The sequence below is a fragment of the Mesorhizobium sp. B2-7-3 genome, from assembly GCF_006440715.1.
In the GTDB taxonomy this organism is placed as follows: Bacteria; Pseudomonadota; Alphaproteobacteria; order Rhizobiales; family Rhizobiaceae; genus Mesorhizobium; species Mesorhizobium australicum.
In genome coordinates, this window is record NZ_VFTY01000004.1 from 179,698 (window position 1) to 192,268 (window position 12,571).

General features: G+C 61.9%; 11 protein-coding genes. 7 read left to right on the forward strand and 4 right to left on the reverse strand.

Annotation, left to right across the window (positions count from 1 at the left end; all coding sequences use genetic code 11):
• Entirely contained in the window at positions 1-864 is an 864-nt protein-coding gene (locus FJW04_RS11050; protein ID WP_140714083.1) for a prephenate dehydratase, read from the reverse strand.
• 9 nt (positions 865-873) lie between these two features.
• Positions 874-1,602, reverse strand: coding sequence for a 3-deoxy-manno-octulosonate cytidylyltransferase (locus tag FJW04_RS11055; RefSeq protein ID WP_140714085.1), 729 nt, complete (start codon positions 1,600-1,602; stop codon positions 874-876).
• 192 nt (positions 1,603-1,794) lie between these two features.
• Between FJW04_RS11055 and FJW04_RS11060 the strand changes: the two genes are divergently transcribed.
• The 7 genes from FJW04_RS11060 to FJW04_RS11095 all read left to right on the forward strand — a co-directional run bounded on the left by FJW04_RS11060 (position 1,795) and on the right by FJW04_RS11095 (position 11,541).
• Entirely contained in the window at positions 1,795-2,496 is a 702-nt protein-coding gene (locus FJW04_RS11060) for a cytochrome c family protein (RefSeq protein WP_140660620.1), read from the forward strand.
• 165 nt (positions 2,497-2,661) lie between these two features.
• The gene (locus FJW04_RS11065; protein WP_140614807.1) at positions 2,662-4,539 is read left to right on the forward strand and encodes an extracellular solute-binding protein; all 1,878 of its coding nucleotides are present in this window, start codon (positions 2,662-2,664) and stop codon (positions 4,537-4,539) included.
• Between the two features lie 14 nt (positions 4,540-4,553).
• Positions 4,554-6,422 carry an extracellular solute-binding protein gene (locus tag FJW04_RS11070; RefSeq protein WP_140714087.1) on the forward strand — a complete coding sequence of 623 codons (1,869 nt, stop codon included), beginning with the start codon at positions 4,554-4,556 and terminating at the stop codon, positions 6,420-6,422.
• A 279-nt stretch (positions 6,423-6,701) separates the two neighbouring features.
• Positions 6,702-7,796 (forward strand): microcin C ABC transporter permease YejB, encoded by a 1,095-nt coding sequence (locus FJW04_RS11080; RefSeq protein ID WP_015314055.1) that lies wholly within the window; start codon positions 6,702-6,704, stop codon positions 7,794-7,796.
• The gene (locus tag FJW04_RS11085) at positions 7,796-8,941 is read left to right on the forward strand and encodes an ABC transporter permease (protein WP_015314056.1); all 1,146 of its coding nucleotides are present in this window, start codon (positions 7,796-7,798) and stop codon (positions 8,939-8,941) included. Before FJW04_RS11080 ends, FJW04_RS11085 begins: the two co-directional genes overlap by 1 nt.
• Positions 8,938-10,569, forward strand: a complete 1,632-nt coding sequence (locus FJW04_RS11090) for an ABC transporter ATP-binding protein (protein WP_140714089.1) — start codon at positions 8,938-8,940, stop codon at positions 10,567-10,569. The genes FJW04_RS11085 and FJW04_RS11090 overlap by 4 nt, the downstream gene beginning before the upstream one ends.
• A gap of 30 nt (positions 10,570-10,599) precedes the next feature.
• A complete protein-coding gene (locus FJW04_RS11095; RefSeq protein ID WP_140714091.1) occupies positions 10,600-11,541 on the forward strand; it encodes a glyoxylate/hydroxypyruvate reductase A in 942 nt (313 codons plus the stop codon).
• A 115-nt stretch (positions 11,542-11,656) separates the two neighbouring features.
• Here the strand turns inward: FJW04_RS11095 and FJW04_RS11100 are convergent, their stop codons facing one another.
• A complete protein-coding gene (locus FJW04_RS11100; protein ID WP_140614811.1) occupies positions 11,657-12,184 on the reverse strand; it encodes an AAA family ATPase in 528 nt (175 codons plus the stop codon).
• Between the two features lie 14 nt (positions 12,185-12,198).
• Positions 12,199-12,558 carry a hypothetical protein gene (locus FJW04_RS11105; RefSeq protein ID WP_140714093.1) on the reverse strand — a complete coding sequence of 120 codons (360 nt, stop codon included), beginning with the start codon at positions 12,556-12,558 and terminating at the stop codon, positions 12,199-12,201.
• Between the last annotated feature and the right edge of the window lie 13 nt (positions 12,559-12,571).

Consider the following 12,571-nt stretch of genomic DNA (forward strand, 5'->3'; position numbering starts at 1 on the left):
TCAATCCGCCACCTTCCACTGCTCGCGTGACTCGCTCGCTGGATAGACGCCGAGGATCCGCACTTCGCGCGAAAAGAACCGCAGTTCGTCGAGCGCCAGCTTGACCAGCGGATCGTCGGGGTGGCCCTCGATGTCGGCGTAGAACAGCGTCGCCGTGAAGGCGCCAAGCTGGTAGCTTTCCAGCTTGGTCATGTTGATGCCGTTGGTGGCGAAGCCGCCCATGGCCTTGTAGAGCGCGGCCGGCACGTTGCGGACGCGAAAGATGAAGGTCGTCATCATCTTGACGTCGGGTGACGGACGCTCGGCCCATTGCTTGCTCTTGGTCAGGACGACGAAGCGAGTGACGTTGCTGTCGGTGTCCTCGACATTTTCCTCGATGATGTCGAGCCCGTAGAGCGCTGCTGCCAACGCCGGCGACAGCGCGGCCATGGTGCGGTCCTTGACCTCGGAGACCATCTTGGCGGCGCCCGCCGTGTCGCCGGCGACCACTCCCTTCCACCCGTTCTTGCGGATGTATTTGCGGCATTGGCCGAGGGCGTGGATGTGGGTGTGCACGGTCTTGATCTCGTCGCGCCTGACGCCCGGCAGCACCATCAGCTGGAAATGGATCGGCAGGAAATATTCGCCGACGATGTGCAGCTTCGATTCCGGCAGAAGGTGGTGGATGTCGGCGACGCGCCCGGCGATGGTGTTCTCGATCGGGATCATGGCAAGATCGGCCTTGCCGGTCTCCACGGCATTGAACGCGTCCTCGAAGGTCGGGCACGGCAACGGCTCCATAGAGGGATAGACGTTGCGGCTGGCGGTGTCGGAATTGGCGCCGGGCTCGCCCTGGAAGGATATTCTATTGGTCTTTTCAGGCATGCTGATATCTCAGTTGGAAAGGATTTGCCTGGCACGGTCCAGGTCTTCAGGGGTGTCGACACCAAGCGGCAGCGACTGCACGATCTCGGCGTCGATGCGCATGCCGGCTTCCAGGGCCCGCAGCTGCTCCAGCCGCTCGCGGCGCTCAAGCGGCGACGGCTTCAGCGCGACGAAACGCTCGAGTGCCGCGCGTCGATAGGCGTATAGGCCGACGTGGTGATAGAGCGGCCCCTCACCCCAGGGTGCCGTGGCGCGGGTGAAGTAAAGCGCCCGCAACCGCGTGCCGGCGAGCGGCGACCCGACGATCTTGACGACGTTAGGATTGGTCTTTTCCCCCTCGCGGACGATCTCGACGCCGAGCGTGGCGATATCCACCAAGGGGTCGTCGAACGGCCTGAGCGAAGCGGCGATGATGCCGGGATCGATGGTCGGCAGGTCGCCCTGCACATTGACGATCGTTTCGACTTCGCCCCGGGGATCGAGTGCCAACAGTGCCTCGTGGATGCGATCCGAACCCGACTCATGATCCAAGCGCGTCATCACCGCCTCGAAACCATGCGCCCGCACCGCTTCGGCCACGCTTTGCGTGTCGGTCGCCACCACCACACGACCAAGCCCGGCCTCGGCGGCGCGGCGCGCTACGTGGACGATCATCGGGGCGCCGGATATGTCGGCCAGCGGCTTGCCCGGGAGCCGGGTCGAGGCCATGCGGGCGGGGATCAGGATCAAGGTTGACATCGGTCTGGCAAGGCGTTCGAAACGAGGAGGGGAAAGTGGCAAAAGGTCTCACTGGAAGCGCCCTTATAGGTGTTGCAACGCCGGAGCAAAAGACCTAGTTTCCGCCCGATTTGACCGGCTCTGGAGGGCAGGTCTCGATACCGACGGACGGAGTGGACGGATCGGTCCGCCGGAAAAGGGAGCAAGGGGCGTATGGATTCCAACGAAGTCAACAAGCTGCTCGCCGGATTGCTCGGAACCATTTTCGTGGTCTTCTCGGTCGGCATCGTGTCGGACGCGCTGTTTGCCTCGCCCGCTCCGGAAAAGCCCGGCTTCGCCATCGAGGCCGCCGAGCCCGCCGAGGGCGGCCCCGCCGGGCCGGCAGCAGCCGAAAAGCCGATCGCAGATCTTCTGGCCAGCGCAAGTGTCGAACAGGGCGCCGCCATCTTCAAGAAATGCCAGGCCTGCCACTCCGGCGAGAAGGGCGGCCCCAACAAGGTCGGCCCGGATTTGTGGGATCTCATCGACCGCCCCGTCGCCGCGCATGAGGGCTTCGCCTATTCGGCCGGCATGAAGGAGTTTTCCAAGGGCGGCGCCGAGAAGTGGACCTACGACAACATCAACCACTTCATCACCTCGCCGAAGAAATTCGTGAAAGGCACGGCGATGGGCTTCGCCGGCCTGCCCAAGGAAGAGGACCGCGCCAACGTCATCGCCTATCTGCGCACGCTGTCGGACAATCCCAAGCCGCTGCCCGCGCCGGGCGCTGCCGCCGACGCGACGGCGCCGGCCAAGCCGGCTGAAGGTGCCGCACCGGCCAAGCCGGCCGAAGGGGCTGCTCCCGCCAAGCCGGCGGCACCTGCGGCTCCCGCCGCACCAGCTCCGGCCGCCCCAGCACCGGCGCCTGCTCAATAACCCAAATATCGTCTCGACGACCTTGAAAAAGCCGGGTTCAGCCCGGCTTTTTCGTTAGGAAAATCGCATATGCGGCGACAAAGCCGCGCATGGCGGTTTTCACGCGCGACAAATCATCTAGATTGCCTTTCTGGATGATGGCACGCATCGCGAAGAGGACAGTGGATGACGCTTGGCCGGGTGCTTCTCAAATCATTGCTGGCGGCGGCCCTGCTGGCCGCGGGGTTGCAGGCGGCCCTGGCCGACGAGTGGCGCACGACATCATCGCTGATCGGCGAATCCAAATATGGCGACAACTTCCAGCACTATGATTACGTCAATCCGAACGCGCCCAAAGGCGGCACGCTGAATTCGGTGGTGCTGGGCACTTTCGACAGCTTCAATCCCTATATCGTGCAGGGTTCGCCGGCCGCCGGCCTGGTCGGCTTCGGCGGCGGCCTGCTCTATGACACGCTGATGGAGCAGGCGACCGATGAGGGCAGCGTCAGCCATCCTCTGATCGCCGACGCCTACAAATTCCCGGCCGACTATTCCTCGGCGACTTACCGGCTCGACCCCCGCGCCAAATGGCATGACGATCAGCCGATCACCGTCGACGACGTGATCTGGTCGTTCCAGATGCTGAAGGCGAACAGCCCGCAATACAGCCGTTATTTCGAGAACGTCACCGATGCGGTGGCGATCTCCGACCGCGAGGTCGAGTTCCATTTCAACCAGAAGGGCAACCGCGAACTGCCGAAGATCCTTGGGGATCTCGCCGTGCTGCCGAAGCATTGGTGGGAAGGCACGGACGCCAATGGCAAGAAGCGCGACGTCACCAGGCCGACGCTGGAAATTCCGCTCGGTTCGGCTGCCTACAAGATCGCCAGCTTCAAGCCGGGCTCGGAGATCGTCTGGCAGCGCGTGCCCGACTACTGGGCGGCCAAGCTGCCGGTGAAGATCGGCCGCGAGAATTTCAACACGCGCCGATACACCTACATTCTCGACGACAATGCCGCCTGGCTTGCCTTCACCAAGGGTGGGCTGGAAGACATCAACCGCGAATACAGCTCCCGCAAATGGGCTACAGCCTATAATTTCCCGGCCATTCAGGCTGGCGACGTCATCAAGAAGGACTTCCAGACCCGGTCGCCGCAGCCGATGCAGGGCTTTGTGCTAAATCAGAGGCGGCCGCTGTTCCAGGACCGACTGGTCCGCGAGGCATTGACCATACCCTTCGATTTCGAGAGCATGAATCGCACCTTGTTCTTCGGCTTCAACACACGCACATCGAGCTATTTCCAAGGTACCGAACTGGCGTCCAGCGGATTGCCGCAGGGCAAGGAACTGGAAATCCTGGAAAAGTATCGCGACAAGCTGCCGCCAGAACTCTTCTCTCAGGAGTTCAAGCTGCCCGTCTACGACTCGCCGCAAGCGGAACGAAAGTATCTGAAGCAGGCCGTCGATCTCTTCGCCAAGGCCGGATGGATCATCAAGGGCGGCAAGATGCTCAACGCCAAGACAGGCGCACCGTTCAAGTTCGAGATCCTCGGCTGGAACGACACAGACCAGGTGATCGCCAGCCCCTACATCGCCAACCTGCGCAAGATCGGCGTCGACGCTACCCTGCGTATCATCGACCAGACGCAGTATATCAACCGCGTCAACAATTTCGATTTCGATGTCGTGACGGGTCTGTTCGGCCAGTCGGAGTCGCCCGGCAACGAGCAGCGCGATTTCTGGAGTTCCAAGGCCGCCGATGCGCCTGGTTCGCGCAACCTGATGGGTATCAAGGATCCAGTCGTCGACGCGCTTGTCGATCGCATCATCTTCGCCACCGATCGCGATGATCTCGTCGCCGCCACCCACGCACTCGACCGCATCCTGCTGTGGAACTTCTACGTCGTGCCGCAATATTACCGTTCAGCGGTATGGCTGGCCTATTGGAACAAGTTCAAGTTCCCCGACAAACAGCCTGCCTATGTCGGCGCCGACATCGATTCATGGTGGATCGACCCGGACAAGGAAAAAACGCTGGCGGCCAAATACAAGGGCGGCAATTGATGGGGCGGCAATTGATGGCGGCCCTGCCCCGCCGCGATTTCCTGGCTTTGGGTGGCGCTGCCGCTGCAGCAGCGCTGATGCCGGGCAAAGCCTTTGCAAACGTTGCGACCGGCACCAAGCTGCACGGCCTTTCCGCCTTCGGCGACCTCAAATACAAGCCTGATTTCCCGCATTTCGACTATGTCAAAGTCGATGCGCCCAAGGGCGGCATCTTCAATTTCTCGCCGCCGAATTGGGGTTACAACCAGGATACGCAGACTTTCAACACGCTGAACTCCTTCGCCAACAAGGGCGATGCGCCGCCACGCATGGAGATGTGTTTCGACGCGCTGATGGTGCGGGCGCTCGATGAACCCGACGCGGTATATGGCCAGATCGCGGATGGCGTGACGCTCTCCGACGACCGCAATGGCTTCACCTTCTCGCTTCGACCCGAGACGCGTTTCCATGACGGCACGCCGCTGACGGCGCAGGATGCTGCCTTCACCCTCAAGCTCTACAAGGAGAAGGGCCATCCCGACCTATCGCTGTCGCTGACGCACATGATCGATGCCGTTGCCGTCGATGACCGCACACTGCGGCTTACTTTTTCCGGCAAGCAATCCGCCCGGACCGTGCTCAACGTGGTGGAATTCCCGATCCTGTCCAAGGCCTTCTACACGGCAAATCCCTTCGATTCCTCGCAATTGAACCCGCCGCTCGGGTCCGGCGCCTACAAGGTCGGGCGTTTCTCGGCCGGCGCATGGATCGAGTACGATCGGGTGGCGGACTATTGGGGTCGTGACCTCGCGTTCAATCGCGGACAGAACAATTTCGATCGTATCCGCATCGAGTTCTACCAGAACCGCAACGCCGGATTCGAAGCCTTCAAGAAAGGTGAGATCACTTATCGCGAGGAATTCGTGTCACGCGTTTGGGCCACCGCCTATGACTTCCCTGCAATGACCGCGGGCAAAGTGGCCAAGCATGAATTCCCGGCCGAAAAGCGACCCTCGATGCAGGCCACCGCGGTCAATCAGCGGCGAGAGCAGTTTCGCGACCCTAGGGTGAGGCGGGCGCTCGCGCTATGTTTCGATTTCGAGTGGACGCGCCGCAACTTCTTCTACGGCTCGTACGAGCGTTCGCAATCCTGCTTCGAGAAATCGGACTTTCGCGCCGAAGGGACACCGTCGCCGCAAGAACTGGCTCTGCTGGAGCCGCTGCGAAGCCAGTTGCCGGCAGAGGTCTTCGGCGAGGCAGTGACCCAGCCCGCATCCGACGGCTCCGGTCGCGACCGCAAGCTGCTTGGCCAAGCGGCAAAACTTCTGTCCGCCGCCGGGTGGAAGCGATCAAGCGACTTTGTCGTTAACGACAAGGGAGGCCGGCTTTCAGCCGAGTTCATGGTCGATGACGACACCTTCGTCCAGGTCTATTCGCCCTGGGTCGCCAACATGAAGGCGATCGGCATCGACGCCACGATACGGTTGGTGGATTCGGCGCAATACCAGTCCAGGCAGGCGAGTTTCGACTTCGACCTCTTGTCTGCTGCCTTTTCGTTCAGCGCGACGCCGACTCGGGATGATCTCGAAGTCTTCTTCCATTCGAGCACCGCCGGCGTCTCCGGCTCCCGCAACTTGCCGGGTATCTCCGATCCCGCTGTCGACACGCTGATCAATGCCGTGGGCGCGGCAAAGGACCGTGAAAACCTGACCGTGGCGATGCGGGCGCTCGACCGGGTCTTGCGTGCGCGATGCGATTGGATTCCTAGTTGGTTCCTGGCGAATCATCGCGTTGCCTATTGGGACATGTTCGGCTTTCCCGAGCAAAAGCCCGATTACGGCTTTCCGGTCGAGACGCTGTGGTGGTTCGATAAAGGCAAGGCGGCAAAAATTGGCAAAGGCTGAATTCCTTGGGGGTGTTGGCGCTGCCCCTCACCTGCCTGCCGGCATCCTCTCCCCGTATAGCGACGGGGAGAGGGGCGCTCTCACCAACGGTTTCGCCAACTACGAGAGTCGCATTAAGAACGCCGAGACTGCGGCCAGCCCCTTTCTCCCCGTCACTATACGGGGAGAAATGTCCGGCAGGACAATGAGGGGCGGCGCCCGCGTCGACATTTGGCCCGGAGCGATTGCCTTGCGGGTGCCGCAAGGCGCGGTGACTCTCCTCAAGGAGGATGACACCTGATGGGCGCCTATATACTGCGCCGCATCCTTTTGATGATCCCGACCCTGTTCGGCATCATGGCGATATCGTTCGCCGTCATCCAGTTCGCGCCTGGCGGGCCGGTCGAGCAGGTCATCGCCAAGCTGACCAACCAGGGCGGCAGCGACCGCCTCGGCGGTGGCGGCGGCGATGCAGGCGGCTCCAATTTCGACGTCGCCGGCGATGTCAGCTCGAAATATCGCGGCGCCCAGGGCCTCGATCCGGAATTCATCAAGAAGCTGGAGAAGCAGTTCGGTTTCGACAAGCCGCCGCTCGAGCGCTTCGGCATGATGCTGTGGAATTATGCCAGGTTCGATTTCGGCAACAGCTATTTCCGCGACATCTCGGTGCTCGACCTGATCCTGGAAAAGATGCCCGTATCGATTTCGATCGGGCTCTGGATCACCTTGTTGTCCTATCTGATCTCGATCCCGCTCGGCATTCGCAAGGCGGTGAAGGACGGCACGCCCTTCGACGTCTGGACCAGTGGGGTCGTCATCGTCGGCTATGCCATTCCAGGCTTCCTGTTCGGCATCCTTTTGATGGTGCTGTTCGCCGGAGGCTCGTTCTGGGACTGGTTCCCGTTGCGCGGCATCGTCTCGGACAATTGGGACCAATTGTCGTGGCCGGCCAAGATCGTCGATTATTTCTGGCACATGACGCTGCCGCTGACGGCGCTGGTGTTGTCGGCCTTCGCAACGACCACGCTTTTGACCAAGAACTCCTTCCTGGAGGAAATCCGCAAGCAGTATGTGGTGACGGCGCGCGCCAAGGGCCTGTCGGAACGGCAGGTGCTTTATGGGCACGTTTTCCGCAACGCCATGCTGATCGTCATCGCCGGCTTCCCGGGTGCCTTCATCTCGGCCTTCTTCACGGGATCGCTGCTGATCGAGAACATCTTTTCGCTCGACGGGCTCGGCCTGCTCGGCTTCCGGTCGGTGGTCGAGCGCGACTATCCCGTAGTGTTCGCCAACCTTTATATCTTCTCGCTGCTTGGCCTCTTCGTCGGGCTCCTGTCCGACCTGATGTACACCTGGGTCGATCCGCGCATCGATTTCGAGCGGAGAGACATCTGATGTCGGAGGCAAGCGTGACCGCCGGTGTCTTGCCGGAGCGGCTCCCACGGCCGTTCCTGTCGCCGCTCAACAAGCGCCGCCTGCAGAATTTCAAAGCCAACCGCCGCGGCTACTGGTCGCTGTGGATTTTCCTCGTCCTGTTCGTGCTGTCGCTGTTTGCCGAATTCATCGCCAACGACAAGCCGATCATCGCTTCCTACAAGGGCGAGATCCTTTTCCCGGTGATGGTCGCTTACCCCGAGGAAAAATTCGGCGGCTTCTATGCCGTCACCGATTACCGCGACCCGGTCATCCAGGACGAGATCAACGCCCATGGCTGGATGATCTGGCCGCCGATCCGCTATTCCTACCAGACCGTCAATAACGCCATTCCGGAAGCAGCGCCGGCCAAGCCATCATGGGAATATGACGCCAAGACGCGCTGCAACCAATATCCACGAGGAGCCGATGACCCGGCCTGCAATGTCGGCAACTGGAACTGGTTCGGCACCGACGACCAGGCGCGCGACGTGCTGGCGCGCGTCATTTACGGCTTCCGCATTTCGGTGCTGTTCGGCCTGATCCTGACCGCGGGTTCGGCGCTGATCGGCGTCGGCGCCGGTGCCTTGCAGGGCTATTTCGGCGGCTGGACCGATCTCCTGTTCCAGCGCTTCATCGAGATCTGGTCGGCCATTCCCGTGCTCTATCTGCTGCTCATCGTCGCCGCCATCCTGCCGCCGGGCTTCTTCATCCTGCTCGGCCTGATGCTGCTGTTTTCCTGGGTGGCGCTGGTCGGGGTGGTGCGGGCGGAGTTCCTGCGCGCCCGCAACTTCGAATATGTCAACGCGGCGCGCGCGCTCGGCGTGCCCAACCGCACCATCATGTTCCGGCATCTGCTGCCCAACGCCATGGTGGCGACATTGACCTTCCTGCCCTTTTTGCTGAGCGGCTCGATCTCGACGCTGACCTCGCTAGACTATCTCGGCTTCGGCCTGCCGCCCGGCTCCGCCTCGCTCGGTGAACTGCTCAAGCAGGCGCAGCGCAATCTCAACGCGCCTTGGCTCGGCATTTCCGGCTTCGTCGTCATCTCGCTGATGCTGTCGCTGCTGGTATTTGTCGGCGAGGCGACGCGCGACGCCTTCGATCCGCGCAAGACGTTCAAATGAGCGATGCTCCCTTGCTCAGCGTGCAGGACCTCAGCGTCGCCTTCAGCCAGGGCGGCGGCCAGTCAGTCGCCGTCGACCACATTTCGTTCGACATCGCCAGGGGCGAGACGGTGGCGCTGGTCGGCGAATCCGGCTCCGGCAAATCGGTCTCGGCGCTGTCGGTGCTGAAGCTGCTGCCCTATCCCAGCGCCAGCCACCCCTCAGGCAAGATCCTGTTTCAGGGTGCCGACCTGCTCGCCATGAGCGAGAAGCAATTGCGCCAGGTGCGCGGCAACAAGATCACCATGATCTTCCAGGAGCCGATGACCTCGCTCAATCCGTTGCACACGATCGAGCACCAGATCGTCGAAATCCTGAAGCTGCATCAAGGGATGGGCGACCGTCCGGCCAAGGCGCGCACGTTGGCCCTGCTCAACGAGGTCGGCATCCGCGATCCGCAGAAGCGTCTGGACGCCTATCCGCATCAGCTGTCCGGCGGCCAGCGCCAGCGCGTCATGATCGCCATGGCGCTCGCCAACGAGCCGGAACTGTTAATCGCGGACGAGCCGACGACCGCGCTCGACGTCACGGTGCAGGCACAGATCCTCGAACTGCTCGCGGGCCTCAAAAGCCGCAAGGGCATGTCGATGCTGTTCATCACCCATGACCTCGGCATCGTGCGCAAGATCGCCGACCGGGTCTGCGTGATGACCAAGGGCAAGATCGTCGAGACCGGACCGACCAAGGACATCTTCGCCAACCCTCAGCACCCCTATACGCGCCATCTTCTGGCCGCCGAGCCGAAAGGCAAGCCGCCGGCCGCCAATGCCGACGCCAAGCCTGTCATGACCGGCAAGGACATCAAGGTCTGGTTTCCGATCAAGCAGGGGTTCTTCCGGCGCACGATCGATCATGTGAAGGCGGTCGACGGCATCGACATCACCGTGCGCGCCGGCCAGACGCTGGGCGTGGTCGGCGAATCCGGTTCGGGCAAGACGACGCTCGGCCTGGCACTGGCGCGCATGATCTCGTCGACCGGGACGATCCAGTTCAACGGCCGAGACATCAACCAGCTCACCTTCAACGCCATGCGACCGCTCAGGCGCGAATTGCAGATCGTCTTCCAGGATCCGTTCGGCTCGCTCAGCCCGCGCATGTCGATCGCCGAGATCATCGAGGAAGGGCTTAAGATCCACGAGCCAAAGCTGTCGCCCGACGAGCGCGACGACAAGGTGGCCGCCGTGCTGAAGGAAGTCGGGCTCGATCCGGCGACCCGCAACCGCTATCCGCACGAGTTTTCCGGCGGCCAGCGCCAACGTGTCGCCATCGCCCGCGCCATGGTGCTCAACCCGCGCTTCGTCATGCTGGACGAGCCGACATCGGCGCTCGACATGAGCGTGCAGGCACAGGTCGTCGATCTCCTGCGCAATTTGCAGGCCAAGCACGACCTCGCCTATCTTTTCATCAGCCACGACCTCAAGGTCATCCGGGCGCTGGCCAATGACGTCATCGTCATGCGCAACGGCCAGATCGTCGAAGCCGGCCCTTCCGAACAGATTTTTGGAAATCCGCAAACCGACTATACTCGGGCTCTGATCTCGGCCGCTTTCAAGATCGAGACAGCGCCGACAGGCGTGGTCAGCGAGTGATCCGCACAAGGAAGGACTGAACGAACCGCGATGGAAAAAGGCCGCATCCTGCTTGCCGTCACCGGCTTTCATCCGCAGCGCTGGCGCGACCTGCTGTCGGCCGAACGCGAGGTGGTGCTGGAACCGGATGGAGCCGAGGATCCCTCGATCACCTATGCGGTGGTGTGGAAGCAGAAGCCGAATTTGATGTCGTCGCTGCCCAATCTGCGCGCCATCTTCTCGATCGGCGCCGGCGTCGACCATATCTTCGCCGATCCCGGCCTGCCCGACGTGCCGATTGTCAAGGTCGTCGCCGACAACCTCACCCAGTACATGACCGAGTACGTCGTCTGGCGGGTGCTCGATCACCATCGCCAGGGCCTGCTCTACCGGTCGCAGCAGCCAAAGAAGATCTGGCACGAGCCGCAGCAGAGGCCGGCCGGTGACATTTCCGTCGGCATCATGGGACTTGGCAGTCTCGGCCGCGCGGCAGCCTCGGCGCTGCTGTCGCTGGGCTTTGCGGTCAATGGCTGGTCGCGCACGGACCGGCCAATGGAAGGGGTGGCGACGTATAGCGGCGAGGCCGGGCTGATCCCGTTCCTCAACGCCACCGATATTCTGGTCGTGCTTTTGCCGCTGACGCCGGACACGCAAGGCATCGTCAACTACGGCGTGCTGAAGGAATTGAGGAAACGCAACGGCCTCGGCGGCTCGGTGCTGATCAATGCCGGACGCGGCCGCCTGCAGAAGGACGCCGACATCGTGCGCGCGCTGGATGACGGCATGCTGAAGGAGGCGAGCCTCGACGTGTTCGAGGTGGAACCACTGCCGAAGACCAGCCCGTTGTGGAACCACCCGAAGGTGTTCGTGACGCCGCATGCCGCGGCGACTTCCGATCCAGCCCATCTGGCGCCGCTCATGCTGCGCCAGATGGACGCTTTCGAACGCGGCGAAAGGCTCGACAATCTGGTGGACCGCAAGGCAGGATACTAGAGCGGTTCAGCGTTTTATGGAATCGCCGACCCGCTCTAATTCTTTGTTTTTACGCAATTCCGGACGGAAAACCGCTACGCACGTTTCCTGGAATTGCTCTAGCCAGACGTCCTCGTCACCTGGCCAAATCCCAGTCCTGAAAACATTTCTTGATCGCATTGGCGGACGACAGTTGCAGCTTCGGCAGGTTGACCTGCTCGAACGTCACCCGGTATCTCGAGCGGTTTTTCGGCGTGGTCACGGCAATGTGGTGGATCATGTCCCATTTGATGCTGTCGCGCCCACCCTCCAAGGCTCCGCGTCTCTCCTTCTCGAACAAGGTACGCCTGAAATAGCGCAGCAGACTTGCCGGGGTGGAAATATCCAGCAGGATCAATCCGGTCGCGCGCTGGAAGCGTTGCGGCATGCAAACCGAGTAATTTCCGTCCATCACCCACCGTTCGCCGGCGATCGCTGCGTCATGCAAGGCAATGAATTCGTCCCTCGGACGCTGCAGCCAATCCGTGTTGGGCAGGTGAAAGAGCAGATCAAGATGAATGGGTGTCAGGCCACGCTTGCGCGCGATCGCGTCGGCAAGCGTCGACTTGCCGCTGTTCGACGGGCCCAGGATACAGATGCGGTCGCCGAGGTCCGAGAGCTTCATTTGGGCAACACGCATCAGCCAGGCAGCGCGAACTTCTTCTGCTTGTCCGGTTTGCCGCAGTCGCGGCGATCGATCGACCGGTTCATGGCATCGATTTCGCCTGACGCCTTGTCGCTGTCGCGCCGAGCCTTGGAACGCATGTCGGGCGTGAACGGGCCAAAACCCATGGCGGGATTGGAAAAGGTCGGCTTGGCGGTCGTGGGGAGATTATATTGCTGCGCCAATCCGTTGCGCTGCGTCAGCAACTGATCGCATGGCACGCTGTCATATTGCAGCGAGGACTCGACGTTGGCATCCTGCCGCTCGGACGCTGAATTGCCCACGCAGCCGGTGGTTACGAGGCAAGACGCCAAAATCATCACGTTCCAGCGCATCGAAGTGCTCCTC